We start from the raw sequence: 25,111 nt of genomic DNA, 5'->3' as shown, positions 1-25,111 counted from the left end.
AACGACGGGGGCGGGGCAGCGCTCTGAATGGAGATGCGCCCTAGTCCCGCTTTTCCGGCTCGTTGTTGAGATTGCGCAGGATCACGAGGGCGATGAGGACGGTCGGAAACCAGCCGACCCAGGTGGCGTAGTAAAGGGTCAGCAGGCCGCTGCCCAGGGCGCCCAGGCAGAAGCAGCACACGGCGCCGAACTGGAAAGCGATCTGCTGCCCGTGCGGCGCGCCGGGGACCTTCATGAAAAATTCCATCAGGCCGTTGGACATGGTGGTGATGGTTCCGGTGACGGCGGTGGTGACCACGCCCGGCATCTTGGCCCGGTTGATCGCGGACGCCTGCAGGCCCATGGCCACCGCCAGGAGGGAGGCCAGGTGTTCCACTTCCCAGTGCTCCCACATGCAGGCGACGCTGAAAAGCGTCATGAGCACGATTTGCGGCAGGAGCACCCGCCGGACCAGCCGGGGCCAGTCGTGCCGGTCGATCTTCTTGGCCAGCCACGCCCCGATGAAGGCGCCCAGCATGAAGAAGGCGATCACCTCGAACGCCTCGAAGGCTTCCGTCCACTTCGTCTGCCCCAGGGCCAGGCCGAAGAGGACGACGTTCCCCGTCATGTTAGACGTGAAGACGTGGTCGAGGCCGAAGAAGCCCGCGGCGTCGGCAGCGCCCCCGGCGGCGCTCAGAATGAGAAAGTCGGTCGAAAGGCGGCGCGGCAGCGGTTGCATCGGGGGAAAATGTACACGCCTTTCCCGTTATTTCCATGGGGAATTCCCCCTATGGGCCAGAATTCCCCTGCTTGCGATGCCCGCCTCCGTCAGGGAGACGTCAGCAGATTGAGGACATTCTTGGCGCTGCGGTTGGCCTGCGCGCGCACGGCCATGTCCAGCTGGTTGCGGATGCCCGCGCTGGCCAGGGCGGTGCTTTGCTTGGCCACGTCGGCGTCGGAAATCGAGCTGTTGGCGGAGAGGACGCTATTCTGCTCCGTGCCGATATTGGCGGCGTAGAAGTTGAATTTGGAGATGTCGGCGGAGACGGAGGCGCTCCGGCCGGTGACGGAGCTTAAGGCCGCGTTCACCTTGCTCAGCGCGTCCTGCGCGTCGGCGGGCGTGTCGAGGGAAACGCCGGAGAGGCCCAGCGTCCCCGTGTCCAGGGAACCCAGGGAAAGGCCGTCCTGCGTCCCGTCCGCGTTCACCGTCGTGCTCACCGCGCCGCCGGAAAAGAGCGGCTGGCCGTTGAAGCTGGCGTTCTGCGTCACCTGGTCGATCTGGTTTTTGAGGCTGTCGAACTCGGCCGAGTAGGCGGCCTGCGCGTCCGCGCCGAAGACGTTGCTGGAAGCCTGCTGGGCCAAGACGCTCATCCGGGTCAGGCTATCCTGGACCCCCTGCAGGAATCCCTGCTGCGTCTGGGCCAGGGAGACCATGTCGTCGACATTGTTCGCCGCCGCTCCCAGCCGCGCGCTGCGGGCGTCGAGCTGGCCGCTGACCGCGATGCCCGCGGCATCCCCGCCGGAGGCCAGGGCCGACCCCGACGCGATGGCCAGGATCGTGCGGACGTATTGGTTTTGGGCGGCGGACCCCGCCGCCTGGGACGTGGGAATCGTCATAGGCCTTTTCCTCCCCTGGGAGGAAGCAGGAAACAGGCCCTTTTTCCTCCCGCCGCCTAAAACTTCACTCGGTGGAGGCGGTGCTGGTCGTCTTCTCGTCGGCGGCCAGCACGGGGGCCACGGCCTCCGCCCACGCCTCATAGCCTCTCTTCGTCGGGTGAAGGAAATCGGGCATCGTATCCTTGGTGATCGATCCGTCGGATTCCAACAGCTTCGGGCCGATGTCGAGGTAGGCCAGCCCCTTTTCCTCCGCCATCTTTTTGACCAGCTCGTTGGTCTGCTGGACCAGGGCGCGCATCGGATCGGTCGCGGACTGGCCGCGGGGCAGAATGCCCATCACGATGATCTTGGTGCCGGGGGAACGCTTATGGATATCGTCAACGATCGCCCGGACGCCTTCCGCCGTCTGTTCCGGCGTGTGCTTCTTGGAAAGATTGTTCGTGCCGATCATGAGAACCAGGGCCTTCGGCTGGAACTCGTCGAACATCCCGTTGTCGATGCGCCACAGGACATTTTCCGTCCGGTCGCCGCCGATGCCCAGGTTGAACGGCTTATACGCGCTGAAAGTCTTGTCCCAGACGTCTTGCGCACGGCCCCGCCAGCCTTCCGTGATCGAGTCGCCCAGAAAAGCGGTGTCGAACTTGCCCTTGTTTTTCTTCAGGACCAGGTTGAACAATTCGTGCTTCTCCATCCAGCTGTTCCGGCTTTCCGGCGTGGCGGCCGGATTGGCCTGGGCGTGGACGGCCGGGTTAAAGGAAAAAAGCCCGCACACCAGCGCGAGCCCGAGGATCAAGGTGTTTTTCATAAGGGGTAAGCAGAAGGTTATTTGCCAATATTGCAATTGGCGCATTACCGGTTTCCCACAAAGCCGCCTCCTAAGCCAGGCTGTAATAACAGTATTTATACCTAAGCGGGGAGGGCGGCCCGCGCAAATCGCCCTGCCGGCGCTACCGTGACGGGCGCGCGCCGATCTGCGCTTTGAAGAGGCGCAGCGGCCGCTCCACCCGGTCGGTCCCGGCCTGGAAAGGCGCCAGCCGGTTGATCTGCGCCGCGGGCATCCAGAGGAAGCCCCGGTTGTCGATCCACATGGCATCGACCCACAGGAGGCGCGGGTCTTCCAGGAGGGTCGTCACGCGGCCTTGGGGATCGATTTTTAGAACCCTCTGCCGATCGACGTCGCTCACGTAAAGGTTCCCCGCCGCGTCGATCGCGGTGCCCCCGGTCGCGGGCGTATCGACCCACTTTTCCACGTGCGCTTCCAACGCCCGGGCGTCCAGGAAAACATCGTCCAGGTAGCGGGTGGCCAGGCGGTAAAGCGGCCCGCAGGCGGCCTGGAAATAGAGCCACTCCCCGTCGGGCGAGACTTCCAGCTGGTCGGCGTGAATGCGGACTTCCTTCCCGTCGGCGGTTTGAAGCGGTTTCCCCTCCCCGGTCATGGCGCGCCGCGCCGTGGTCGAGGGGGCGCGGTCCAGGACGCGGCGGGTCTTGCCCGTCTTCAAATCCAGCACCACCAGGCCCGGCACGCCCGCGTCCGTCAGATAGGCCACGGAGCCGTGAAAGCGGATATCGTCGGCGTAGCCGTGAGGGCCGACCGCCTCTTTTCCCAGCGGGTAGACGCGGATCACCCGGTTCTTCGCCACGTCGATAACGACGACCTTCGCGCCGCCCGGCACCACCGCCGCGCCGAAGCCCGGCGTGCCCGTGTCGACCACCCAAAGCTCCCCATGGGGCCCGATCCGGGCCGCGTTTACGTGGACGAAGGCCTTCGCCGGATCGTCCCCCGGCTTCCAGGCGTTCCAAGCCGCGTCAGGATAGGCGCGGGGCGCCCCGCCCGGCCCCAGTTCCGCCAGGCGCACCCCCTCCCCGCCTTCCATGCGAGGAAAGATGACGAAGACGCGGCCGGAGTCGTCCACCGTCACCCCGTTCCAAACCGTGGCGGAGGAATAGGCCTCCTCCACCGCCGCCGCCCGCAGGGAGGGCAGGAGCGCGGAGAGGAAAAGCAGGACCGGGAAAAGGAGCCGCATCGAGCGGGGCAAAATCCTTAGGCGAAGATCTCGCCGTCCTGGAAGAAGCGGGCCAGCTCCACCTGCGCGGCCTCGGCCGAGTCGGAGGCGTGGACCACGTTCACCATGACGTCGACGCCGAAGTCGCCGCGGATCGTGCCGGGCTCGGCCTTCTTTGAATCGGTCGGCCCCAGGAGGGTGCGGGCCTTGTCGATGGCGCCTTCCGCCTCCAGGGCGACGGCGACGACGGGGCTGGACTGCATGAAGGCCTCGACCTCCGGGAAGAAGGGCTTGGAGGCGATGTGGGCGTAGTGCTCGCGCAGGACCGCGGAGCCCAGCTTCATCATCTTGCAACCGCGGATGCGGAAGCCGGCCTTTTCAAAGCGCTGCAGGACGTCGCCGCAATGGCGCTTGGTGACGCAATCGGGCTTCAGGAGAATGAGGGTGGTTTCCATAATAAAGCCCTGGATGTAAGGGACGGGAAGGGCGGGAGCCAAACTTAAAATGAAAAAGGCGGCGGCCCGGGCACACCGGACCGCCGCCGCGCGGCGTCAAAGGCCTAGTTCTCGAAGTCGATCACGATGCGCCCCTGGATGTCCCCCTTGTGCATGCGGGCGAACACGTCGTTGATGTTCTCCAGGGATTCCGTGGCGACCGTGGCCTTTACCTTCCCCTCCCCGGCGAACCGCAGCGCGTCCTGGAGGTCCAGGCGGGTGCCCACGATGGACCCCCGCACGGTGACGCCGTTGAGCACCGTGTCGAAGATCGGCAGCGGGAAATCACCCGGAGGAAGGCCGTTGAGGGCCACCGTCCCGCCCCGGCCGACCATGCCGAGGGCCTGCTCGAAAGCCTTGGGGGAAACGGCCGTCACCAGCACGCCGTGGGCTCCGCCGGTGTGCTCCCGCACGAAGGAGACGGGATCGGCCTTGCGCGCGTTGACCGCCAGGGAGGCGCCCAGCTTCTTGGCCAGGTCGAGCTTGGCGTCGTCGACGTCGACGGCGATGACGTTCCGCCCCATGGCCTTGGCGTATTGGACGGCCAGGTGCCCCAGTCCGCCAATGCCGGAGACGACGACCCAGTCTCCCGGGTTGGTGTTGGTCACCTTCAGCCCCTTGTAGACGGTGACGCCCGCGCACAGGATCGGCGCGATGTCCACGAAGCTCACGTTGTCCGGCAGGCGGCCCACGTAGGCCGCGTCCGCCACGACGTATTCGGCGAAGCTGCCGTTGACGGAGTAGCCCGTGTTCTTCTGGCTCTCGCACAGGGTTTCCCAGCCGCCGTAACAGTGGCGGCAATGCCCACAGGCGGTGTAAAGCCAGGGCACGCCCACGCGGTCGCCCTCCTTGAGGTGGTTCACGCCCGCGCCGACGGCCGCCACGTGGCCCACGCCCTCATGGCCGGGGATGAAAGGAGGGTTGGGCTTCACCGGCCAGTCGCCGTCCACCGCGTGCAGGTCGGTGTGGCAGACGCCGGTGGCGGCGATCTTGACCAGGATCTCGCCGGGACCGGGCTGCGGAACGGGCACTTCCTCGATGGTCAACGGCTTTCCGAATTCACGGACGACGGCTGCTTTCATGGTCTTTTTGCTCATAAATTTTAGGAGAAAAGGGGGGAGTGAACCGCCTGAAGCGGGAAAGACTGCGGACAGGGAGGGATTCGAACCCTCGGTACGGTTACCCGTACGCCTGATTTCGAGTCAGGTACATTCAACCGCTCTGCCACCTGTCCTGGGGAAAAGAAGCAGGCGACTTTATCCCCTCTTCCGCGCCCCGGACAAGCCTTTCCCTCCGCGCTTTCCACGGCTTCCGGACGGGAAGAGAGGGCCGCGTGGAAAAGTTCAGGCATGGCGCGCCTCACCGTAAGGGATGCCCGCTTCATGCTGAAATACTTTGAAAGTATTATTCCAATACGGATTCGGCATGAATCCACAGGCGGGCGCGGTGCCGGGCCTAGAACCTCTTCTCCGCCGCCTCGAGGACTTCAATGAAGGCCTGCGCGTCGTGCGCGGCCAGGAGCCTGTCCCGCACCTGGGCGTCTTTGAGCATCCGCGCCAGGCCGCCGACGACGCTTAAATACTCCGTGGCCATCCGCTGCGGGGTGCCGATGACGAAGATGAGGTGGACCGGCTCCGGCGCCCCGGTGAAGCGGACGCCTTCCTTGCTCCGGCCGATGGCCAGGGTCATCTCCCTGATGTGGGCCGCCCGCGCGTGGGGCAGGGCCACGCCCGCGCCCAGGTAGGTGGACTCCAGCTGCTCGCGGGCCAGGAGCAGCTCGTAGAACTTGTCGAAGGAGACGATGGCCGGATCGTCCTGGACGAGGGAGGCAACCTCCCGGATCGCCTCCGGGCCGGTGGCGCTTTGCAGGTCGAGCGCGAGGCGCTCGGGCCGGAGGAGGTCGGCGATCAGCATGGGAGAAAAAAGGGGGGTTGTTTTCCGGCGGACGGAAAGAGGGCGGCCCGCCTGTCAGTCCGGGCTACGCGGCGGACTCCTGGGGGATTTCGTCCCGGACGGCGCCGCGCCATTTGAGCTTCTCCCGCAGGATTTGGAAGAAGTCCCGGTGCTTGAGGAAGGCCAGTGTGACAGGTTTTTCGGCAACGTCGATCTCCGCCCAATCCCCGGCGCGCAGGGAGCCGCCGTCGACGCCGTCATACTGCAGGTCGATCCGCCGGGGCTGGGGCGGGGCCTCGACGCGCAGCCGCGCGCCCGCGGGCAGGAGGAGGCTGCGGTTGCTCAGGGAATGCGGGCAGATGGGGGTGACCAGGATGCCGCACGATTCCGGGGAAAGGATGGGGCCGCCCGCCGCCAGGGAGTAGGCGGTGGAGCCGGTGGAGGTGGAGACGACGAGGCCGTCGGCCACGTATTCGTTGACGAAGGTGCCGTCCACCTCCACGCGGATGACGGCCATGCTCGACGAGCTGCGGTTGGCGACGATGTCGTTGAGCGCGCAGGGGATGACGCGGGGGGCGCGGCCGCGGGAATGGACCTTCAGCCGGAAGGGGCGGCGCGGGCTGTAGCGGAGGTGCCCGGCGAAGACCTCGCCGAAGACGGCGGCGACTTCCTCCTTCTTGATGGCGGTGAGGAAGCCGAGGTGGCCCACGTTGACGCCCAGGATGGGGACGGGGCTGGGGTAGATGTCATGGACGACGCGCAGGAGGGAGCCGTCCCCGCCGACGACGACCAGGAGGTCGATCTTCCGGCAGAGGGCCGGAAGGGCCAGGCCCTTCTTCTGCCCGGCCAGGCGGGCGGTGGCGGCCTCGAAATGGAGCGTGGCGCCGTAGTCGGCCGCCATGGCGGCGAGCTGCCGCAGTACGGCGGAAACCTGCGGCTTGCTGCGGTTGGCGACGACCCCGATCTTCATGCGGACGGCGGGGAGCTTACCCCGGATTGCCGCAGGACCCAAAGATATTCTTGGTTCCCGTCGGTCCCCTTGAGGACGGAGGGGGCGACGCCCAGGTCCTCCGCGCGGGGCAGGATTTCCTCCCGCCAGCGGCGCAGGCCGTCGATGACCTGCTGCCGCACGGCCTCGTCCCGGACGATGCCGCCCTTGCCCACCTGCTTCCGCCCGGCCTCGAACTGGGGCTTGATGAGGGCGCAGGCAAGGCCCCCCTCCCGCAGGAGGGCGAAGGCGGCGGGCAGGACCAGCCGCAGGGAGATGAAGGAGAGGTCGAGGACGGCCAGGTCGTAGCCGGAGCCGAAGACGGCGGGGTCCAGCACGCGGGCGTTGACCCCCTCCCGCGCGTCGACGCGCGGGTCCTGCCGCAGTTTCCAGTGGAGCTGGCCGCGCCCGACGTCCAGCGCGGTGACGGCCGCCGCGCCGTGCTGTAGGAGGCAGTCGGTGAAGCCGCCGGTCGACGCGCCGACGTCCAGGCAGCGCCAGCCTGTGGGGGCGATGGCGAAGTGGGCCAGCGCCCCGGCCAGCTTTTCCCCGCCGCGGCTGACGTAGCGCTCCCCGGCGCGCAGCTCCACGGGGGTTTCCGGCAGGACCGGCTGGGAGGCCTTCGCCGCGCGGTGGCCGCCGATCCAGACCTGCCCGGCCAGGATGGCGCGCTGGGCCTTCTCGCGGGATTCGCAGAGGCCGCGCTCCACCAGGGCCTGGTCCAGGCGGATCTTCTTCACGCGGATCGGATCAGATCAGACGTGGCGGGAATCGTCGTGGTCCTTGACGGCGTAGCCGGTCTCCTGCCGCTTCACGTTGACGGCGTGCTTCTTTTGGTAGGCGGCGTAGATGTCCTCCGCGCTCATGCCCAGGACCTGGGCCATGGAGACGAGGAAGTGGAAGAGGTCGACGACCTCGACGCGGGCGTTCTGCTCGTCGAATTTCTGGTACTTCGCCCACCACTTCCAGGGGACGCTGTCGATCAGCTCCGCCATTTCCTGGCTCATGGCGCGGGTGTAGTTGAGGAGCCACTTGGCCTTCCCCTCCTCGTCCAGGGAGGAGGTGTCCACGCCGATGCGCAGGTTGAGCTCGGCCTGCAGGCGGAAAATTTCTTCGAGTTTGTCCATCGCCCTTGTCTAGAGCCAATCGACGATTAGACAAGGGCCGAGGTCAGCGGCCCTGGCGGCGGTCTTCGACGAGGGCCAGGACGGCCCCGGCGGCGGTGGCGCGGACGGGCGCGTCGCTGCGGGAAAAAGCTTCCTCCAGGAAGTCGATCAGGGCCGCGCGCTGCGGCTCCGGCGCGCGCTCCACCAGGGTGGCGGCGCGGCGCAAGCTGCCGATGTTGGCCTGGACGAAAAGGGCGGGGTGGTGGCTCTCCCGCAGGACGCCTTCCCGGGCGCGGACGACGTTGCCCAGATGGCCCTCGAGGCCGCGACGCAGGTCCGTCTCCTTCGCCTCCTGGCGGCGGGCGGGGCCTTCCCGCATCTCGGCGCGGGCGGCGGCGATGACCTCGTCGAGGCGGGCGGCGCCCCAGTCGATCAGGCGGCCGCTCAGGCCGCGCGGGGACTTGTCCTTCAGAGAGGCATTGGGGCTCATGCCTCTTAATTCGGCTATCGGCGCCCGCTTAGTCCCAGAAAAGCGCCTTTTCCTCCGGCGACGGAAGGCGGCAGGTCTCCCGCTTGCCGAAGAGCTTGTAGCGGTTCCGCGCGATTACCTTGTAAACTCCGTCCCGGAGAAAGCGCGGGACGATGCCGAAGAGCCGCAGCAGGCCCCATCCGCCAGGCAGCTCCGCCAGGGCGGCGCGGACGGCGTCGGAGGCGTGGTAGATCCGCTCCCCCCCATTTTCAGTAACGACGGTGACCACGTTTTCCGTAGAGCGGCCTCCGCTCTCCGGCAGGGGCAGCTCCGGGTGGCGGACGCGGAGGGCGGCGTAGGTCGGCCCTTGCTGCGGCGCGTAGCGGAGGCGGCGGGCGCGGTCCCGCCGGACAAGGAAATCGACGAAACCGTTGCAGAGGTTGCAGACCCCGTCGAAATAGACGACGACGGAACGGTCGGAAGGCGCGGCCATGGCCTTACTTTTCCACCGAACGGCCTCCCCGGCCAGCGGGAACCGCCGCCCTGCCCGGACGGGCGAAGGGGATCTTTTGCGGCAGCTTGGGCTCCAGGGCGGAGAGGATCTCGTCGGCGCTGGCCGCCTCATGGTCGAAGGCGGGGCGCTTCCAGCCCAGGCCGGGCGCCAGCTCGTCCGCCCGCCAGCCGCCGATGGTGAGGGCGAAAGTCTCGCAGTCGCGGCCCCCGGCGCGGAGGTCTTCCTTGATCGAGCGGGCCCCGTCGCCATGGTCGGCCACGTGGTTGGCGCCGTTGACGGCCAGGACGCCCTGCCGGTCGAAGGCGGCGATCCGCTCGGCGATCGCCTCGTTACGCTCCTTCATCAGCATGGCCGGGCCCAGCCACTGCCGGGACGGAACGTCGGCGAATTCGATCTGATAACCCGCGTCGTAAGCCTTCACCGTCAGGCCGATGCCGTGGGCCATCGTTTCCGAGGCGGCCAGGCGGCCGATCTTCTCCTCCCGCGCCGTGTCGGGCAGCGCCGGATCGGCCAGGTCGACAAGGGCGGCCAGAAACTGCTCGTAATCCCCCCGGCTGCGCGGGGAACGGAAGTAGCGCTCCCCCGCCGCGCGGCCGTCCCGGGGCAATTCGGCCAGAAAAATGTGGTAGCCCCAGGGCTTGAGGCGGGACAGCGCGTCCGTCTCGATCCGCAGATGCGTGGCGCTGGCGTGAGACTCTCCCAGGCAGACGTTGGGCAGCGGCGGCGGGGGCGGCGGCAGGACCGGCATAAGAGATAATTCACCTATTCGGAGCCCCCTTGACACGCCGAAAAGTTATTATACAATCGTATTATATGGCCGACCGCCCCCTGACCGCCTCCCAGCAGATGGTGCTCGATTTCATCGAGAATTACAGCGAGCGCCACGCCCGCCCGCCGACCATCCGGGAGATCCAGACCCACTGCGGCTTCGCCAGCCCGCGCGCCGTCTCCTACATCCTGGAAAAGCTGGAGGCGGCCAAGATGATCCTGCGGGAAGCCCGCTCCCGGGGGCTCTTTTCCCTGCGGCAAAAGCCCCAGCCCGCCCCCCTTTCCGGCTTCCAACTCCCCCTCTTCGAGTCGATCCCGGCGGGCATCCCGGACCGCTTCGACGGGGGCGCCGCGCGCGAGACCCTCTCCTTCGTCCCCAGCACCGTCGGCATCTCCCACCCGGACCGGGCCTTCGCCGTCCGCGTGAAGGGGGAAAGCATGGTCGGCGCGGGAATCGAGGACGGCGACCTGGTCATCCTCGAAAAAAAGCAGGCCACCCCGGGCGACATCGTCGCCGCGCTGATCGACGGGGAATGCACCCTCAAGCGGCTCCTCCAGCGCCGCGGCGCCTATTTCCTGAAGGCGGAAAACCCCGCCTACCCCGACCTCCTGCCTTGCGAGGAACTGAGCGTGCAGGGAGTCGTCGTCGGCGTCGTCCGCAGCTATGTGTGATGCAAAGGGAAGACCCTGGGTCTTCCCTTTGGATTCCCTCCCCGACGCGGCGGCCGGCGCTCAACGCCGTCACTTGCCTAAGTAAATAAATGGAGGGGTTTCCCCATTGCATTGCTCCCCAAAAGCCCTACTGTTTTTAAGGTGAAGATCGCCAATTTGCTCAAGTCGAGCAGCGAGTGGCTCCGCGGTGATAACGGGAGCAACCGCGTGGTCATCTGCACCCGCGTCCGGCTGGCCCGGAATCTCAACAGCCACCCCTTCCCCGGCTGGGCCAAAAAGGCCGAGCGGGAAAAAATCCTCGGCTCCATCCTGCCCGCCGTCCTCTCCCTGCCGGAGATGGGCCACGCCGTCCTGAGCGACTCGATGGACCACTTCACCCCGCTGGAAAAGCAGGTCCTCGTCGAACAGCACCTCATCAGCCGGGAGCACGCCGCGAAGAACGCCGGCAGCGGCCTGGCCGTGAACAAGCCCCGCACCCTCTCCGTCATGATCAACGAGGAGGACCACCTCCGCATCCAGACCTTCCGCGCCGGCCTCCAGCTCAAGAACCTCTGGAAGGCCGCCGACAAGATCGACAGCGAGCTGGACGCCAAGCTCGACTTCGCCTTCTCCCCGCAGATCGGCTACCTGACGGCCTGCCCGACCAACGTCGGCACCGGCATGCGCGCCTCCGTCATGCTCCACCTGCCCGCCCTGGTCCTTTCCGAGCAGATCGGCCAGATCATCAAGGCGGTCAACCGCATCGGCCTGGCCGTGCGCGGCCTCTACGGCGAGGGCACCGAGGCCCTGGGCAACCTCTTCCAGGTCTCCAACCAGATGACCCTGGGCGAGGGCGAGTCCGCCATCATCGAGCGCCTGCAAAAGGTGATCCACCAGATCATCGAGCACGAGGACAACGCCCGCACCAAGCTGGTGCAGGAAAAGGGCCGCGCCGTGGCCGACCAGGTCGGCCGCGCCTACGGCGTCCTGCGCTACGGCTACGCCATCTCCTCCAAGGAAGCCCTCAACCTCCTTTCCCTCATGCGCCTGGGCGTCGACCTGGGAATCTTCCCCGATTCCTGCCGCTTCGAGATCGACGAGTGCCTCATCCGCACCCAGCCCGCCCACCTGCAGATGGACTACGACCGCAAGCTCACCACCGAGGAACGGGACGGCCTGCGCGCCGACTTCATCCGCGAACATCTGCGTGACTTTCCCTCGCCCGACACCCATACCTTAAACGGAGCCGGCGGCATCACCCCCCCCGAGTCCACCTCTTAATTTATGTCCATGAACAACTTCACCCCCCGCGCCCAGCAGGTCCTCTCCTTGGCCCGCAAGGAGGCTGACCGCTTCAACCACAACTACGTCGGCACGGAGCACCTGCTCCTGGGCCTCATCAAGCTGGGCCAGGGCGTCGCCGTCAACGTCCTGCAGAAGATGGGCGTCGACCTGGAGACCGTCCGCTCGGAAGTCGAAAAGCAGGTCGGCACCGGCCCGGAATCCAAAGTCTCCGGCAACATCCCCTACACGCCCCGCGTGAAGAAGGTGCTGGCCCTGGCCGGTAAGGAAGCCAAGGCGCTCAACCACAGCTACGTCGGCACGGAGCACGTCCTCCTGGGCCTCCTGCGCGAGGGCGAGGGCGTCGCCGCCCGCGTGCTCAAGAGCCTGGAGATCGACCTCGAGCGCGCCCGCAACGAAATCTTAAAGGAACTCGACCCCAACTTCTCCGCCGGGGAATCGGGCGGGGAGGAAGAGTCGGGCGAGACCGCCGGCGGCGGCGAGCCCACCGGCCCCAGCTCCCGCAAGGAGGTCAAGACCCCCGCGCTCAAGTCCTTCGGCCGCGACCTGACCGAAGTCGCCCGCAAGGGCGAGCTCGACCCCGTCATCGGCCGCTCCAACGAGATCGAGCGCGTCATCCAGGTCCTGTGCCGCCGCACGAAGAACAACCCCGTCCTCATCGGCGAGGCCGGCGTCGGCAAGACCGCCATCGTCGAAGGCCTGGCCCAGGAAATCGCCGCCGGCAACGTGCCGGAACTCCTGCGGGACAAGAAAGTCATCACCCTCGACCTCGCCCTCATGGTCGCCGGCACCAAGTATCGCGGCCAGTTCGAGGAGCGCATCAAGGCCGTGATGGAAGAGATCCGCAAGGCCAAGAACATCATCCTCTTCATCGACGAGCTGCACACCATCGTGGGCGCGGGCTCGGCGGAAGGGGCGATGGACGCCTCCAACATCATCAAGCCCGCCCTCTCCCGCGGCGAGCTGCAGTGCATCGGCGCCACCACCCTGGCCGAGTACCGCAAATACATCGAAAAGGACTCCGCCCTGGAGCGCCGCTTCCAGACCGTCACCGTGGAGGCCCCCAGCGTGGAGGACACCATCCAGATCCTCCAGGGCCTGAAGGTGAAGTACGAGGCGCACCACAAGGCCAAGTTCACCGACGAGGCCATCGTCGCCGCGGCCAAGCTCTCCGACCGCTACCTGACCGGCCGCTTCCTGCCGGACAAGGCGATCGACATCATGGACGAGGCGGGCGCCCGCGCGCGCATCGCCGCCACCATGCGCCCGCCCGACGTGAAGGACATCGAGGGCGAGCTGGCGGAGATCAAGAACCGCAAGGACGCCTGCATCAAGGCCCAGGACTTCGAGAAAGCCGCCTCCCTCCGCGACGAGGAGAAGAACGCCAAGGACAAGCTGGAGGCCATCCTCCACAACTGGCGCACGAAGCGTGACGAGGCCGAGGTCAGCGTGACCGAGGACGACATCATGCACATCGTCTCCAAGTGGACCGGCGTGCCCATCTCCCGCGTCACCGCCAAGGACCGCGAGAAGCTCCTCCAGGTCGCCGACGTGCTCAAGGGCAAGGTCATCGGCCAGGACGAGGCGATCGTGGCCCTGGGCCGCGCCCTGCAGCGCTCCCGCGCCGACCTCAAGGACCCGAAGCGGCCGATCGGCTCCTTCATCTTCCTGGGCCCCACCGGCGTCGGCAAGACGATGCTGGCCAAGACCCTGGCGGAGCACGTCTTCGGCAGCTCCGAATCGCTCATCCAGATCGACATGTCCGAGTACATGGAGAAGTTCAACGTCTCCCGCCTCATCGGCTCGCCTCCGGGCTACGTCGGCTACGAGGAGGGCGGCCAGCTCACGGAGAAAGTCCGCCGCCGCCCCTACAGCGTCGTCCTCTTCGACGAGATCGAGAAGGGCCACCCGGACGTCTGGAACGTGCTCCTGCAGATCCTGGAAGACGGCATCGTCACCGACAGCCTGGGCCGCAAGATCGACTTCCGGAACACCATCATCCTCATGACCTCCAACGTCGGGGCCGACACCGGCTTCAACAAGGGGTCGCTCGGCTTCACCTCCAACAAGGACGAGGCCACCTACGAGCAGATGAAGGAGCGGATGCTCGAGCAGGTGAAGAAGACCTTCAAGCCGGAGTTCCTCAACCGCCTGGACGACATCATCGTCTTCCGCTCGCTCAACAAGTCGGACATGACGCAGATCGTCGACCTGGAGGTGGCCAAGGTGGGCCGCCGCCTGGAAAGCCGCCAGCTCACGCTCAAGCTCAGCCAGGCCGCCACCGACTTCCTCATCGAGAAGGGCTACGACCCGCAATACGGCGCCCGGCCGCTGCGCCGCGCCGTGGAGCGCTACCTGGAAAACCCCCTGGCGGAAGAACTCCTCAAGGGGACCCTCAAGGAGTCCCAGACCATCGAGGTCGACGTCACCGACGACGCCCTCACCTTCACGCCCACCGGCGGCGCCCCCGACGCGCCCGCCGCCACGGCGGCGGAGAATCCTTCCTAAAAGATAAAAGAAGGTTCGGCTTGGAAAGGGCGGCGGAGGAAACTCCGCCGCCCTTTTTCTTTTCAGGGACGGGCGGCCCCCATTTCCGGGCCATACGGGGCCTTGTCTAATAGGCCCACCGCCATTAAGGTTTCGTTTCCCTCCGTGACGCACCTGATCTCCAAATTCGGCGCGGCAACCATCGCCTTCATCGAGGCGACGGGCCACGCTTGCTTTCTCCTCCAGGAAATCGTCCAGACCCTCTTCACCTACCCCCTGCGCTGCAGGCAGCTGCTGCGGCAGGTCCTCTTCTGCGGCATTCGCTCCCAGGGCGTCGTCCTCATCACCGGCGGATTCACCGGGGCGGTCTTCACCGCGCAGACTCTCTTCCAGTTCCGGGAACTGGGGATGGCTTCCGCCACCGGCCCCGTCGTGGCGGTGGCGATGTGCCGGGAACTGGGTCCCGTCCTCTGCGCGCTGATGGTGGCCGGGCGCGTCGGCTCGGCCATCGCGGCGGAACTCTCCACCATGAAGCTGACGGAGCAGCTCGACGCCCTGCGGGCCCTGGCCGTCTATCCCACCCAATACCTCATCGTCCCCCGCTTTCTGGCTCTGGTCCTCTCCATGCCGCTCCTGGTGGGCCTGGCCATGGCCATCGGCATCCTGGCCAGCTGGATCGTGGCCGTGCCGGTCATGGAGGTCGACCCGACCTACTACATGCACAACATGATCAAGTTCACCCTGGTAAAGAACATCTGGATCGGCCTGACGAAGGCGCTCTTCTTCGGCATGATCATCGCCCTGGTGAGCATCCACAAGGGGCTGACCGCCGGGCACGGCGCGGAGGGCGTCGGCCAAGCCACCACGCAGGCGGCGGTCCACTCCTCCATCCTGGTGCTCGTCTCCAACTTCTTCTTCAGCTTCCTTCTCAACGCCCTGTTCCATTCCAAGACATGATCCGGGTCAAAAACCTGCACAAGACCATCAAGCGGCAGCAGATCCTCAAGGGCGTCGACCTGGAGATCGCCGAGGGGGAGAAACTGGTCATCATCGGCCGCAGCGGCGGGGGCAAGAGCGTGCTGCTCAAACACCTCATCGCCCTCCTCAAGCCGAACTCCGGCGAGGTCTGGTACCGGGACACCGAGTTGACCCACCTTTCGGAGACGGATCTGATCCCCCTGCGGCAGGAGATGGGCATGGTCTTCCAGAACGGCGCCCTCTTCGACTCCATGACGGTGGGGGAGAACGTCGGCTTCTCCCTGACGGAGCGCGTCGGCGCCTTCAAGGCCCCGCACGCCTCCGAGGTGAAGCGGCGGGTGGCGGAGGCCCTGGCCCTCGTCGGCCTGGAAGGGCAGGAAAAAAAGATGCCCTCCGACCTGAGCGGCGGCATGCGCAAGCGCGTGGCCCTGGCCCGCGCCGTCATGAGCCGCCCCCGGCTGATCCTTTACGACGAGCCCACCGCCGGCCTCGACCCCCAGACTTCCGACAGCATCGACAAGCTCATCCTCCGCACCGCCAACGAACAGGGCACCACCGTGGTGATCGTCACCCACGACATGAAAAGCGCCTACACCATCGGCGACCGCATCGCCATGCTCCACCAGGGAAAGATCTACTGCCGCCTGACGCCGCAGGAGATGCAGGAATCGCAGGACCCCGTCATCCGGGACTTCATCCACGGCGTCTCCCATGAGAACGACGTGGCGGAAGAGAATTAACCGACCCATCCATTATGCAACACGACAAAGGCCTTGAATTCAAAGTGGGCGTCTTCGTCCTCCTCGCCCTGGCGGTCATCGCCGTCCTGGTGATCGTCTTCGGCCGCTTCGGCCAGGGGATCTCGAAGACCTACACCATCCACGTCCACTTCCCCAACGCCGACGGCCTGCTCAAGGGGTCCGACGTCCAGTTGGCGGGCGCGCCCATCGGCATCGTCAACAGCGCCCCCTCCCCGGCGCAGGACGGCCAGGGCGTTTCCGTGGACTTGAAAATCTTCAAAAACCTTCATATCCGCAGCGACGCGCGCATCAGCATCGCGGAAGTCGGCATCCTGGGGGACCGCAACGTGCAGATCGACCCCATCCCCGATTCCGACGCGCCCTACCTGAAAAACGGGGACCGCGTGGAAGGCCAGCGCGCGCCGGGCCTTTCCTCCCTGACGGACGCGGCCCAGCCCGTCCTCAACGAGCTGCGCTCCATCTCCGCCAAGCTCAACAACGAGGTGCTGACTCCGGAGACGACGACCGACCTGCGGGAGGCCATCAAGAGCATGCGCTCCGCCATGGGCCGCATCGACTCCCTCCTGGCGGAAGCCCAAAGCGGCAAGGGCACCGTGGGCCGCCTCCTGCGCGATCCCAAGACGGCCAACGACCTCTCCGCCTTCATCTCCAACCTGCGGGAACGGGGCATCCTCTTCTACTCGGACGTCGCCTCGGAGCGCGCCAAGGAGCGCCGCTAGCGATGGCCCCCGCGCAAGGTCACGGCCTGGGCGTGGTGCTGGCCGCCGCCGGTTCCAGCCGCCGCCTCGGATTCGACAAGCTCTTCACTCCCGTTCTCGGGAAGACGGTCTTCCAGATCACCCTGGAGCGGATCCTGGCTTCCCCGCAGGTGCGGCAGGTCGTCGTGGTCACCTCGGCCGGGAAGGAGGAGGCGGTCGCCGCCCTGCTGCCCGCCGATCCCGCCGTCCCCATCCGCGTCATTCCCGGAGGGGCGGAGCGGCAGGACTCGGTCGCCGCGGGGCTGGCCGCCGTCGACCCCGGCCTGGACTACGTCATGATCCAGGACGGCGCGCGCCCCTTCCTGGACGCGCCCTTGATCGACAAGGTCTTCGCCGCCGCCCGGGAGCACGGGGCCGCCGTCTGCGGCCACCCCTCCATCGACACTCTCAAGGAGGCAAACCCGGACGGCACCGTCTCGCGCACGCTGGACCGCGCCAAGGTCTGGGCGGTGCAGACGCCGCAGATTTTCTCCCGCTCCCTCCTCTCCGAAGCCTACGCGGCGGTGAAGGCGGCCGGGCAATCCGTGACGGACGACACCGCCGCCGTCGAGTTCCTGGGGAGGCCAGTGGCCCTGGTGCAGAATGACGGGGTCAACATGAAGATCACCCGCCGGGCGGACTGGGAAATCGGCCTGCCGCAGTTCTTTCCCCTGGCGGACGACGTGGCGGCCGCCACCGAGCTGCGAAAGATGGCGCACGATTTCTCCAACCAGGTCACCTCGATCCTCGGCTTCGCCTATCTCCTGGAGGCTGACTGCCCGGCCGAGTCGCCGCTGCGGGCGCACGTGGCGGGCTTGGCCGATTCCGTGCAGAAGTGCCATGAGATCACCCTGCGGCTGCAAAACTTCAGCCGGGACCTCTACGCCCGCAAGGCGGAGCTGCAGCAAAGCATCGAGGCGCCCAACCAGGCGCCGGCGGCGCAATCCTAGGCGCGCCGCCTATTTGACCTGGTCGCGCAGGATCTCCCGCAGGGAATCCTTCGCCATGCGGATCCACTCGGCGTTGGCCAGGGAGGCGTAGAGGCCGGCCTTGTCGGCGGCGGCTTCCACGTGGGGCATGGCGTCGCGCAGGACGTTGCGGGTGGCGCGGTATTCCTCGACGGAACCGAAATGGGGGTCCTTGACGTCCATGGCCTCCGCCTTCAGGCCGGGAACCGCCTCCCCGAGCAGGCGGAGCTTGTGCGCTTCGTCCGGGAAATAGTGGCTGAGGGAATCGCGGTGCCCCTCGGTCATGCAGAAGACCAGGTCGCTCTCCTTCAGGATCTTCGCCGTGACCTGGCGGGGACGGTGGCCGGAGAGGTCGACGCCGCGCTCCTGCATCACGGTGACGGCGTGCGGGAAGGCCTTCTCGTCGGTCACCGCGGTCCCGGCGGAGGAGACCTCCATATCCAGGCGGTTCCCCAGCTGCTGGCGAAAAAGGGCTTCCGCCATGGGGGACCGGCCGCTGTTGCCCGTGTCGACGAAGAGGATCTTTTGCATGGCTTCTTATTATTCGGGTATTTCCGGCGGAAATGCCCCGGAAAAAGCTAGGGCCAACGCGCCCCCTTCCGGTTCGTTAACACGACCTAATCCGGAATGACCGCCGGAGGCTGCCGCCACTGATAAAAAGCGCCCGCCAGGATCGGCACAATCACCAGGGCGCCGCCCCAAAAAGTGCGCGGTCCCAGCCGTTCTCCCAGGAGGGCGGCGGCCAGGAGGATCCCTGTCACCTGCTCCAGGCCCAGAAAGAGGCCTGCCACGCCGCCCGGGAGAGCCCGCACCCCGCGGTTCCAAAGCCAGTAGGCCAGAGCCCCCGGCCCGGCCGCCAGGTAGGCGATGACCAGGCCGTCCCGTAAGGGATGGGCGAAGTGCCAGGCCCGCACCGTCCCCAGCGTGAAGGGGAGGAACAACAGCGCGCCGAAAGCCATCAGCCACGCGGTGTAGGCCGCGCTGGAAACCTCGCGCATGATCCGTTTCGACCAGTGGACGCTGCAGACGAAGCTGACCTGCGCCAAGAGCACCAGCAGGCAGCCCCAGAAATGGAAGTCGCGCGGCCAGCCGACGACCAGCATCACTCCGGCCAGGATCGAGGCGCAAAAAAGGAAGTCCCGCGGCTTGGCCCGCTCTCCCCAGCAGAAATGGCCCAGGAGGACCGCCGCCAGCGGCCCGACGCCGAAGAGGATCGAGGCGGTAGAGGCCGGGATGTAACGCAGGCCGATGCAGGTGAGCCAAAGCGGCCCGGCGACGGAGAGGAAGGCGCTGCCCAACAAGGCCGGCGCCGCCCCCCGGGGCAGACCGCGCCCGGAGCGCAGGAGGAGGGGCAGCCAGATCAGCGCCGCCCCAGCCAGCCGCAGCTGCATCAGGAGGGTGCCGTCCACCCCCTCCATGCCCATCTTGATGGCGGTGGGGGAACTGCCCCAAAGGATGACGGCGACGACGAGGGAGAGGAAGGCCACGCCGACCCAGGCTTAATAAGGGAGCGGGAAGCGGGCGGTGAGGTCCCGCACCTGCACGCGGATCGCCTCGAGCTTTTCCGGCTGGCCGCGGTGCTTGAGCGCCTCGTCGATCAGGTCGGCGATGTCGAACATCTCGTCCGCCTTCATGCCGCGCGTGGTGACGGCGGGGGTGCCCAGGCGGATGCCGCCGGCCTTGAAGGGGGAAACGGTGTCGAAGGGGATGGCGTTCTTGTTGATGGTGATGCCCGCGCGGTCCAGGGCTTCCTGCGCGTCCTTGCCGGTCAGGTCGTGCGGGCGGAGGTCGACGAGCATCAGGTGGTTCTCCGTGGTGCCGGAGACGATGCGGTAGCCGTTCTTCTTCATCCCCTCGCACAGGGCCTTGGCGTTCTGGACGACCTGTTTCTGGTATTCCTTGAACTCGGGCCGCAGGGCCTCGCCCAGGCAGACGGCCTTGGCGGCGATGACGTGGACCAGCGGGCCGCCCTGGATGCCGGGGAAGACCTGGGAGTCGAGTTCCTTGCCGTACTTTTCCTTGGCCAGGATGATGCCGCCGCGCGGGCCGCGCAGGGTCTTGTGGGTGGTGGTGGTGACGAAGTCGGCGTGCGGGACGGGGGAGGGATGGACGCCCGCCGCGACGAGGCCGGCGATGTGGGCCATGTCGACCAGGAGCAGCGCGCCGACGGACTGGGCGATCTTCCCCAGCCGCGCGAAGTCGATGACGCGGGAGTAGGCGGAGGCCCCGGCGGTGATCATCCGGGGGCGGTGTTCCTGGGCCAGCTTTTCCAGGTGGTCGTAGTCGACCGTCTCCGTCTTCTCCGTCACGCCGTAATGGACCACGTTGTAGAAGCGGCCGGAGAAGTTCATCTTGTGGCCGTGGGTCAGGTGCCCGCCGTGGGAGAGGTCCATGGTCAGGATGGTGTCCCCGGGTTTCAGGAAGGCGAAGTAGACGGCCATGTTCGTCTGGGAGCCGGAGTGGGGCTGGACGTTGACGTATTCCGCGCCGAAGAGCTGCTTGGCACGGTCGATGGCCAGCTGCTCGATCTCGTCGACGTATTCGCAGCCGCCGTACCAGCGGCGGCCGGGGTAGCCCTCCGCGTACTTGTTGGTCAGGCAGGAGCCCTGCGCCTCCATGACGGCGCGGCTGGTGAAGTTTTCCGAGGCGATCAGCTCGATGTTCTCCCCTTGGCGGACGGCCTCCTTGGCGATGAGGGAGGCGATCTGGGGATCGGCCTGCTGGAGGGAGGGCGGCTGCGGGTGGTTCTTTGCGGGGGAGAGGGAGTCCATTTTCTGAATCGTCTTCGGGGGTTGGGGTGGGAGGTTGGCGGCAAACCCGGCTTCAAACCAGGCTTCCAGGATTTCGATGGCCCGCTGCGGCTTGGTGCCGCGCGCGGCCAGGCAAAGGATGTTGGCGTCGTGGTCCCGGCGGCTGGCGCGGGCGGCGGCGGGATCGCCGATGAGGGCGGCGCGGGCCCCGGGGACGGGCACCTTGTGCGCGGCGATGCTCAGCCCCAGGCCGGAATCACAGATGAGGACGCCGCAGAGGGCGTCCCCCTCCGCCACGGCGCGGGCGACGCGGCCCGCGTAGTCGCGGTAGTCGCCCACCTCGCCGGAAAAGGCGCCGCAGTCCTCCACGGAAATTTCCCGGCGGCGGAACCAGTCCCGCAGGGATTCCTTGAGGGCCACGCCGTCATGATCGGCGGCCAGGAAGACCTTGCGGCCGGGGACGGCCTCCTCCGGCCCGGCGGAGGCGTGGAGGACGAAGTCGAGGAGGGAGGGAAGCGCCCCGGCGATCTGGTCCCGCGCGTGGCGGTAGACGTCGCGCGGGCAGCCGATGGGGTCGGGCACTTCGCGGGCGATGACGGGCAGGCCGGGCTCGAACTCCCGCACCAGGTAGATCTTGTCCGCCGCCTGCGGGAAGAGCATGAGCATCGAGTCGAGGTGCCCGTAGGTCATGCAAAAGATGAAGTCGGACTTGCGGACCATGTCCGCGTTGATCGGGCGGCTGCGGATGCGGCTGATGTCGATGCCCAGCTCCTCCATCACCTCGACGGAGTGGAGGCTGGGCGGCTGGCCGGAGATGGCGCCGATCCCGGCCGAGCCCACCTGGATGTCCTTGCGCCCCTTCACCAGGTCCCGGAAGAGCCCCTCGGCCATCGGGCTCCGGCAGATGTTGCCGGTACAAATAAAAAGGACCTGTTTCATCCGGGAATCCTTAAGCTAGCCGCAACCCGCCACGCCGCAACCGTTTAGGGCATCTCCTTTTGCCCACGATGCGCCCCGTCGACCATGCGGGAGAAGGCCCGTTCCTGGGCCCGGACGGCCTCTTCCGGGCCGGTCACGCAAAGATAAAGCGGGCCGCCCGGGTAATCGAGGACCGCGCCCAAAAGGCCCTGGCCGGGCCGGGGCAGCGCGGGCAGGCCGGGGGCGGGGCCGCCCAAGGGATCGCGGTAAGTGCCGTAGAGGTCGATCTCGGTGGCGGTGACCGTGTCTTTCCCCTGTCCCAGTTTGCGGGTGCTGATGCGGCCGGGGACGGCGTTGCCCTCCGGCGTGGTCATGGTGCTGGCCCAGCGGCCCAGCGTCTTTTCGGGCAGCTCGGCATGGGCGCTGCCGAAATAATAGGCGGAGACGGTGACGTCGCCGTCGGCCTCCCACTCGGCCAGGCAGTTGGGCGTCGTGGAGGCGTAGCCCGCCCATCCGGCGGGGACGGCCAGGGTAAGCCCGGCCAGGGTCGCGGGCGCAGCCCAGGCGGAAAACCCCAGGAACGCCCAGGAAAAGAGGGAAAAGGCCGCACGCTTCATCGACGGGAAGGAAGCTCCAGTTTGCCGCCCCGCAGAGGCATTTCAAGAGGCAAAGCGCCCCGCCAGCCGTTCCAGCGCCTTCGCGCCGGGGGCGTCCCGCCGCAGTTCCAAAAGGCCCTGCTGAAAGAGGGCCCGCCGCAGGGGCCGGGCCGGGGCATCACCAAAGAGAAGCTCCCGCACCTGGCGGGCCGGGCGGCTTTCCGCCGCCGGGAGGGCTTCCAAGGCCGCCGCGGCGGCATCCGGATCCTCCTGGGCGACGAGGGGCCAAAAGAGGTTGTGGACCAGGTCGTCGAGCCGCTCCGCGCCGACCAAGAGGAGCGGCTTCGGCGCGGGCTTTCCCTTCCAGGCGGCGTGGCGGCTCCAGAACGGGTCGTGGGCCTCCGCGCAGACGCGGGCGAAGGCGGCGGCGTCCCGCCGGGCGACCGCCCGCTCCAACCGGTCCAAATGGGGCAGCAGGACGGCCAGCGCGGCAAGCCGCCGCTCCGGGCGGTTGGCGGGGCGGATCTGCGTCCGGCTCCAGCTGGAGGCGGGAAGCACGGCGTAGTCGAAGGCCGCGCGGGCTTTCCACCAGCGGTCCCATAAAATGCGCGCCGCGTCCTGCGCGGGCGCGGGCAAAGCGCGCAGGTCCCCCTCCGGCAGGAGCCCGGCGACGCCGAAGAGAAGGCCCGCCCGGTCCCCCGCCTCCAGCGGTTCCAGGAGGGAGGCGGGCAGCCGCCGGGCCAGGTGGCGGAAAGGGGCCTGGTTCCGGTGGTAGCCCAGGGCCCCGGCCAGCTCCTCCCACAACAGCTGGCGCAGGCCCACGGCCCGGCGGCGCAGTTTCAGCCGCCGCGCCTTCCGCCGCAGGCGGAAGAGGCCCGCCGCGCGGACCAGCGGCAGGGGCTCGGCGACGGAGAGAGCGGACCCCCCGGAAAAATCGGGAGCGGGCGTTTCCAACAGCGGGGCCAGCTCCGGCCACGGCGCGGCCAATTGGTCCCGCAGGGCCACGTGCGGGCCGGAAACTTCCCCCGGCTCCCACACCACGGCCAGAAGGTCGATCGCGGGGGCGGCGCCGCCGACGGTCACCGGGCCGGAGCGGAGCTCCCCGTCCTCCGCACGCAGGACGGCCTCCGCCAGCCGCAGCCCGCCCGTGCTCTCCGGCACGCCGGGCTGGACGACGGTCCACGCGCGCCCGGCCTCGTCCCGCAGGGGGCGGGCGGTGAACTGGTCGAGCCAGAGGGCCAGGAGCCCCGCCGCGTCGGGCCGGGCGGGGGCGGCGGCGCGGACGGTCTGGTATCGGGCGGCCAAATCTGCTTCCATGGAACTTCCCCATGAAACTACGAATCGCCGCCGTCCTGGCGACCCTCTTTTTCCTCCCCCAGGCCCACGCCCTCACCCCCGCCGACGAGCCCCTGGTCAAGGTCGTGGAAAAAACCCGCCCCGCCGTGGTGAACATCTACAGCGAGCGCGTCGTGCAGCGGCAGGTCGCCGACCCGTTCGACCAGTTCTTCGGCCGCTACTACAACGTGCGGCAGAAGCTCTCCACCCTCGGCTCCGGCGTCCTCATTTCCCCGGACGGCTACATCGTCACCTGCGCCCACATCGTCGGCCGCGCCGACGACAAGGGGAAGATCAAGGTGGTCCTGACCGACGGCACCAGCCTGCCCGCGCAGCTCCTGGACGCCGACGAGGACGCCGACCTGGCCCTCCTCAAGGTCGACGCCAAGAAGCCCCTCCCCTACCTGAGCCTGGCCCCCGCCGACCTCTCCCCGAACCTGCTGGGGGAAACCGTCGTCGCCATCGGCGACCCCATCGGCTACCAGAGCAGCGTCTCCTCCGGCATCCTCAGCGCCAAGGAGCGCCGGGTCGAAACGTCCGACGGGCCCATCGAGGGCCTCCTCCAGACCGACGCCGCCATCAACCCCGGCAACAGCGGCGGCGCGCTCGTCGACATCGAGGGAAAATTCGTCGGCCTCTCCAATGCCAAGACGACCGGCGCGGGGATCGAGTCGATCGGCTTCGCCATTCCCGGCGCCAAGGTCGGCGCCTGGGCGGCCGACGCCATCGCCATCGCCAAGGGGGAAAAGCCCGCTCCGAAACCCGTCCCCCTGACCGACATCGTGCGGGACCGCTTCGGCCTGGGGCTCCAGGCCGTCACGCCGGAGCTGGCGGAGGCCTTCGGCCTGCCCAGCACCAGCGGCCTTTTGGTTTCCGACGTCGTGAAGGGCAGCCCCGCCGCCGCCGTGGGCATCCCCACGGGCGTCCTGCTGGTGCAGGTCGGCACCGTGCCGATCGTGGACACCGATTCCCTGCCCCGCCAGCTGCGCGGCGTGAAGCCGGGCGATTCCGTCTCCTTCACCATCGCCACCGTGAAGCGGCAGGGCGCCTTCGTCCTGCGCAACAGCCAAGCGGTGACCCTGAAAGCGCGCTAAGATGCACTTCCGCATCCGCCCCGGCAGCAAGGTCCTCTTCATCGGCGCGTCGACGACCGACGCGCAGCGCGCCCGCCCCTACGCGGAGGGGCCCGGCGACGAGCTGGGCCGCGGCTACGTGGCGCTGATCGACGCCACCCTCGGCGCCTACCGCCCCGCCGACAAGATCCGCGTCCTCAACATGGGCGTCAGCGGGAACACCGTCCGCGACCTGAAGGCCCGCTGGGAGGCCGACGTCCTGGCCCACCGGCCCGACTGGCTCTCCATTTTGATCGGGATCAACGACGTCTGGCGGCAGTTCGACAGCCCAAAGCGGACGGAGACCCACGTCCTCCTGGCCGAATACGAAAAGACCCTCGACGCCCTCATCCGCAAGACCAAGCCCCGGCTGAAGGGCGGCCTCATCCTGGCCGCCCCCTTCTTCATCGAGCCCAATCCCAAAGAGCCGATGCGCGCCCTCATGGACCGCTACGGCGCCGTGGTGAAGAAGCTCGCCGCCCGCCACCGCGCCGTCTTCGTCGACACCCAAGCCGCCTTCGCCCCGGCTCTCAAACACCTCCACCCCGCCACCTTGGCATGGGACCGCATCCATCCCAACCAGACCGGCCACCTGCTCATCGCCCGCGCCTTCCTGGAGGCGCTCGGGTTCGAGTGGGCCTAGTTTTCATGTTGTTTAGGCCCCCAAAAGGGCCCTAGATTGCCC

Annotated in this window: 27 protein-coding genes, 1 tRNA gene and 1 pseudogene; 9 read left to right on the top strand and 20 right to left on the bottom strand. The window is 67.6% G+C overall.

What is annotated here, in order from left to right; all coding sequences use genetic code 11:
• Positions 1 to 40: 40 nt before the first annotated feature.
• The 14 genes from PW734_08925 to PW734_08860 all read right to left on the bottom strand — a co-directional run bounded on the left by PW734_08925 (position 41) and on the right by PW734_08860 (position 9,811).
• Complete coding sequence (locus PW734_08925) at positions 41 to 718, bottom strand: YoaK family protein (GenBank protein ID MDE1171311.1); 678 nt, start codon at positions 716 to 718, stop codon at positions 41 to 43.
• 89 nt (positions 719 to 807) lie between these two features.
• Positions 808 to 1,596 (bottom strand): flagellin, encoded by a 789-nt coding sequence (locus PW734_08920; GenBank protein ID MDE1171310.1) that lies wholly within the window; start codon positions 1,594 to 1,596, stop codon positions 808 to 810.
• A gap of 64 nt (positions 1,597 to 1,660) precedes the next feature.
• Positions 1,661 to 2,401, bottom strand: a complete 741-nt coding sequence (locus PW734_08915) for a GDSL-type esterase/lipase family protein (GenBank protein ID MDE1171309.1) — start codon at positions 2,399 to 2,401, stop codon at positions 1,661 to 1,663.
• A gap of 142 nt (positions 2,402 to 2,543) precedes the next feature.
• Positions 2,544 to 3,620, bottom strand: a complete 1,077-nt coding sequence (locus PW734_08910) for an L-dopachrome tautomerase-related protein (GenBank protein ID MDE1171308.1) — start codon at positions 3,618 to 3,620, stop codon at positions 2,544 to 2,546.
• Positions 3,621 to 3,637: 17 nt separating this feature from the next.
• Positions 3,638 to 4,054 carry a nucleoside-diphosphate kinase gene (gene ndk / locus PW734_08905; protein MDE1171307.1) on the bottom strand — a complete coding sequence of 139 codons (417 nt, stop codon included), beginning with the start codon at positions 4,052 to 4,054 and terminating at the stop codon, positions 3,638 to 3,640.
• Between the two features lie 104 nt (positions 4,055 to 4,158).
• Positions 4,159 to 5,175, bottom strand: coding sequence for an alcohol dehydrogenase AdhP (gene adhP, locus PW734_08900; protein ID MDE1171306.1), 1,017 nt, complete (start codon positions 5,173 to 5,175; stop codon positions 4,159 to 4,161).
• Between the two features lie 65 nt (positions 5,176 to 5,240).
• Positions 5,241 to 5,327: transfer RNA gene (locus tag PW734_08895), tRNA-Ser, on the bottom strand.
• A 221-nt stretch (positions 5,328 to 5,548) separates the two neighbouring features.
• On the bottom strand, positions 5,549 to 6,007 hold the full coding sequence (locus tag PW734_08890; protein ID MDE1171305.1) for a PTS sugar transporter subunit IIA: 459 nt from the start codon (positions 6,005 to 6,007) through the stop codon (positions 5,549 to 5,551).
• 64 nt (positions 6,008 to 6,071) lie between these two features.
• Positions 6,072 to 6,956, bottom strand: a complete 885-nt coding sequence (locus PW734_08885; GenBank protein ID MDE1171304.1) for an NAD(+)/NADH kinase — start codon at positions 6,954 to 6,956, stop codon at positions 6,072 to 6,074.
• Positions 6,953 to 7,714, bottom strand: a complete 762-nt coding sequence (locus PW734_08880) for a TlyA family RNA methyltransferase (protein MDE1171303.1) — start codon at positions 7,712 to 7,714, stop codon at positions 6,953 to 6,955. Before PW734_08880 ends, PW734_08885 begins: the two co-directional genes overlap by 4 nt.
• A gap of 15 nt (positions 7,715 to 7,729) precedes the next feature.
• Positions 7,730 to 8,101, bottom strand: a complete 372-nt coding sequence (locus PW734_08875) for a dUTPase (GenBank protein MDE1171302.1) — start codon at positions 8,099 to 8,101, stop codon at positions 7,730 to 7,732.
• Positions 8,102 to 8,144: 43 nt separating this feature from the next.
• Positions 8,145 to 8,570 (bottom strand): hypothetical protein, encoded by a 426-nt coding sequence (locus PW734_08870; GenBank protein ID MDE1171301.1) that lies wholly within the window; start codon positions 8,568 to 8,570, stop codon positions 8,145 to 8,147.
• Between the two features lie 28 nt (positions 8,571 to 8,598).
• Entirely contained in the window at positions 8,599 to 9,042 is a 444-nt protein-coding gene (locus tag PW734_08865; GenBank protein MDE1171300.1) for a DCC1-like thiol-disulfide oxidoreductase family protein, read from the bottom strand.
• A 4-nt stretch (positions 9,043 to 9,046) separates the two neighbouring features.
• Positions 9,047 to 9,811 (bottom strand): hypothetical protein, encoded by a 765-nt coding sequence (locus PW734_08860; GenBank protein MDE1171299.1) that lies wholly within the window; start codon positions 9,809 to 9,811, stop codon positions 9,047 to 9,049.
• A 65-nt stretch (positions 9,812 to 9,876) separates the two neighbouring features.
• Here PW734_08860 and lexA point away from each other — a divergent pair, with 65 nt between their 5' ends.
• The 7 genes from lexA to ispD all read left to right on the top strand — a co-directional run bounded on the left by lexA (position 9,877) and on the right by ispD (position 17,697).
• A complete protein-coding gene (gene lexA / locus PW734_08855) occupies positions 9,877 to 10,503 on the top strand; it encodes a transcriptional repressor LexA (GenBank protein ID MDE1171298.1) in 627 nt (208 codons plus the stop codon).
• Between the two features lie 141 nt (positions 10,504 to 10,644).
• The gene (locus PW734_08850) at positions 10,645 to 11,763 is read left to right on the top strand and encodes a protein arginine kinase (GenBank protein ID MDE1171297.1); all 1,119 of its coding nucleotides are present in this window, start codon (positions 10,645 to 10,647) and stop codon (positions 11,761 to 11,763) included.
• A gap of 9 nt (positions 11,764 to 11,772) precedes the next feature.
• Entirely contained in the window at positions 11,773 to 14,292 is a 2,520-nt protein-coding gene (locus PW734_08845) for an ATP-dependent Clp protease ATP-binding subunit (GenBank protein MDE1171296.1), read from the top strand.
• Positions 14,293 to 14,436: 144 nt separating this feature from the next.
• Positions 14,437 to 15,228, top strand: coding sequence for an ABC transporter permease (locus PW734_08840; protein MDE1171295.1), 792 nt, complete (start codon positions 14,437 to 14,439; stop codon positions 15,226 to 15,228).
• A complete protein-coding gene (locus PW734_08835; GenBank protein ID MDE1171294.1) occupies positions 15,225 to 15,989 on the top strand; it encodes an ATP-binding cassette domain-containing protein in 765 nt (254 codons plus the stop codon). Before PW734_08840 ends, PW734_08835 begins: the two co-directional genes overlap by 4 nt.
• A 14-nt stretch (positions 15,990 to 16,003) precedes the next feature.
• Positions 16,004 to 16,729, top strand: coding sequence for an MlaD family protein (locus tag PW734_08830; GenBank protein ID MDE1171293.1), 726 nt, complete (start codon positions 16,004 to 16,006; stop codon positions 16,727 to 16,729).
• A gap of 2 nt (positions 16,730 to 16,731) precedes the next feature.
• Positions 16,732 to 17,697 carry a 2-C-methyl-D-erythritol 4-phosphate cytidylyltransferase gene (gene ispD, locus PW734_08825; protein MDE1171292.1) on the top strand — a complete coding sequence of 322 codons (966 nt, stop codon included), beginning with the start codon at positions 16,732 to 16,734 and terminating at the stop codon, positions 17,695 to 17,697.
• 9 nt (positions 17,698 to 17,706) lie between these two features.
• Here ispD and PW734_08820 read toward each other — a convergent pair whose 3' ends face one another.
• The 6 genes and pseudogenes from PW734_08820 to PW734_08795 all read right to left on the bottom strand — a co-directional run bounded on the left by PW734_08820 (position 17,707) and on the right by PW734_08795 (position 23,296).
• Entirely contained in the window at positions 17,707 to 18,246 is a 540-nt protein-coding gene (locus tag PW734_08820; GenBank protein MDE1171291.1) for a hypothetical protein, read from the bottom strand.
• Between the two features lie 86 nt (positions 18,247 to 18,332).
• Complete coding sequence (locus PW734_08815) at positions 18,333 to 19,202, bottom strand: DMT family transporter (GenBank protein ID MDE1171290.1); 870 nt, start codon at positions 19,200 to 19,202, stop codon at positions 18,333 to 18,335.
• Between the two features lie 12 nt (positions 19,203 to 19,214).
• Positions 19,215 to 20,486 carry a serine hydroxymethyltransferase gene (locus PW734_08810; GenBank protein ID MDE1171289.1) on the bottom strand — a complete coding sequence of 424 codons (1,272 nt, stop codon included), beginning with the start codon at positions 20,484 to 20,486 and terminating at the stop codon, positions 19,215 to 19,217.
• Positions 20,487 to 20,534: 48 nt separating this feature from the next.
• Positions 20,535 to 21,404: pseudogene (locus PW734_08805) on the bottom strand (RpiB/LacA/LacB family sugar-phosphate isomerase).
• 44 nt (positions 21,405 to 21,448) lie between these two features.
• Positions 21,449 to 22,000, bottom strand: coding sequence for a hypothetical protein (locus tag PW734_08800; protein ID MDE1171288.1), 552 nt, complete (start codon positions 21,998 to 22,000; stop codon positions 21,449 to 21,451).
• Between the two features lie 42 nt (positions 22,001 to 22,042).
• Positions 22,043 to 23,296 carry a DUF2851 family protein gene (locus tag PW734_08795; protein MDE1171287.1) on the bottom strand — a complete coding sequence of 418 codons (1,254 nt, stop codon included), beginning with the start codon at positions 23,294 to 23,296 and terminating at the stop codon, positions 22,043 to 22,045.
• Between the two features lie 11 nt (positions 23,297 to 23,307).
• On the opposite strand from PW734_08795, the gene PW734_08790 reads away from it, so the two are divergent.
• Together PW734_08790 and PW734_08785 are read left to right on the top strand one after the other, a co-directional pair.
• On the top strand, positions 23,308 to 24,408 hold the full coding sequence (locus PW734_08790) for a trypsin-like peptidase domain-containing protein (GenBank protein ID MDE1171286.1): 1,101 nt from the start codon (positions 23,308 to 23,310) through the stop codon (positions 24,406 to 24,408).
• 1 nt (position 24,409) lies between these two features.
• Positions 24,410 to 25,069: an SGNH/GDSL hydrolase family protein gene (locus tag PW734_08785; GenBank protein MDE1171285.1), complete on the top strand. Its 660-nt coding sequence runs from the start codon at positions 24,410 to 24,412 to the stop codon at positions 25,067 to 25,069.
• Positions 25,070 to 25,111 lie beyond the last annotated feature (42 nt).

The organism is Verrucomicrobium sp., from assembly GCA_028283855.1.
Classification (GTDB): domain Bacteria; phylum Verrucomicrobiota; class Verrucomicrobiia; order Methylacidiphilales; family GAS474; genus GAS474.
The sequence above is the reverse complement of the archived record's forward strand: the minus strand, read 5'-3'. Positions and strand labels throughout refer to the sequence as shown.

What these genes read in the sequence shown, in the direction of transcription:
- PW734_08870 (MDE1171301.1), bottom strand. Translation starts at nt 8,570, where the DNA reads ATGAGCCCCAATGCCTCTCTGAAGGACAAGTCCCCGCGCGGCCTGAGC.
- PW734_08795 (MDE1171287.1), bottom strand. Translation starts at nt 23,296, where the DNA reads ATGGAAGCAGATTTGGCCGCCCGATACCAGACCGTCCGCGCCGCCGCC.
- PW734_08845 (MDE1171296.1), top strand. Translation starts at nt 11,773, where the DNA reads ATGAACAACTTCACCCCCCGCGCCCAGCAGGTCCTCTCCTTGGCCCGC.
- PW734_08875 (MDE1171302.1), bottom strand. Translation starts at nt 8,101, where the DNA reads ATGGACAAACTCGAAGAAATTTTCCGCCTGCAGGCCGAGCTCAACCTG.
- PW734_08925 (MDE1171311.1), bottom strand. Translation starts at nt 718, where the DNA reads ATGCAACCGCTGCCGCGCCGCCTTTCGACCGACTTTCTCATTCTGAGC.
- PW734_08885 (MDE1171304.1), bottom strand. Translation starts at nt 6,956, where the DNA reads ATGAAGATCGGGGTCGTCGCCAACCGCAGCAAGCCGCAGGTTTCCGCC.
- PW734_08910 (MDE1171308.1), bottom strand. Translation starts at nt 3,620, where the DNA reads ATGCGGCTCCTTTTCCCGGTCCTGCTTTTCCTCTCCGCGCTCCTGCCC.
- PW734_08800 (MDE1171288.1), bottom strand. Translation starts at nt 22,000, where the DNA reads ATGAAGCGTGCGGCCTTTTCCCTCTTTTCCTGGGCGTTCCTGGGGTTT.
- PW734_08810 (MDE1171289.1), bottom strand. Translation starts at nt 20,486, where the DNA reads ATGGACTCCCTCTCCCCCGCAAAGAACCACCCGCAGCCGCCCTCCCTC.
- lexA (MDE1171298.1), top strand. Translation starts at nt 9,877, where the DNA reads ATGGCCGACCGCCCCCTGACCGCCTCCCAGCAGATGGTGCTCGATTTC.
- PW734_08860 (MDE1171299.1), bottom strand. Translation starts at nt 9,811, where the DNA reads ATGCCGGTCCTGCCGCCGCCCCCGCCGCCGCTGCCCAACGTCTGCCTG.
- ispD (MDE1171292.1), top strand. Translation starts at nt 16,732, where the DNA reads ATGGCCCCCGCGCAAGGTCACGGCCTGGGCGTGGTGCTGGCCGCCGCC.
- PW734_08865 (MDE1171300.1), bottom strand. Translation starts at nt 9,042, where the DNA reads ATGGCCGCGCCTTCCGACCGTTCCGTCGTCGTCTATTTCGACGGGGTC.
- PW734_08785 (MDE1171285.1), top strand. Translation starts at nt 24,410, where the DNA reads ATGCACTTCCGCATCCGCCCCGGCAGCAAGGTCCTCTTCATCGGCGCG.
- PW734_08820 (MDE1171291.1), bottom strand. Translation starts at nt 18,246, where the DNA reads ATGCAAAAGATCCTCTTCGTCGACACGGGCAACAGCGGCCGGTCCCCC.
- PW734_08915 (MDE1171309.1), bottom strand. Translation starts at nt 2,401, where the DNA reads ATGAAAAACACCTTGATCCTCGGGCTCGCGCTGGTGTGCGGGCTTTTT.
- PW734_08835 (MDE1171294.1), top strand. Translation starts at nt 15,225, where the DNA reads ATGATCCGGGTCAAAAACCTGCACAAGACCATCAAGCGGCAGCAGATC.
- PW734_08830 (MDE1171293.1), top strand. Translation starts at nt 16,004, where the DNA reads ATGCAACACGACAAAGGCCTTGAATTCAAAGTGGGCGTCTTCGTCCTC.
- PW734_08790 (MDE1171286.1), top strand. Translation starts at nt 23,308, where the DNA reads ATGAAACTACGAATCGCCGCCGTCCTGGCGACCCTCTTTTTCCTCCCC.
- PW734_08890 (MDE1171305.1), bottom strand. Translation starts at nt 6,007, where the DNA reads ATGCTGATCGCCGACCTCCTCCGGCCCGAGCGCCTCGCGCTCGACCTG.
- PW734_08920 (MDE1171310.1), bottom strand. Translation starts at nt 1,596, where the DNA reads ATGACGATTCCCACGTCCCAGGCGGCGGGGTCCGCCGCCCAAAACCAA.
- ndk (MDE1171307.1), bottom strand. Translation starts at nt 4,054, where the DNA reads ATGGAAACCACCCTCATTCTCCTGAAGCCCGATTGCGTCACCAAGCGC.
- adhP (MDE1171306.1), bottom strand. Translation starts at nt 5,175, where the DNA reads ATGAAAGCAGCCGTCGTCCGTGAATTCGGAAAGCCGTTGACCATCGAG.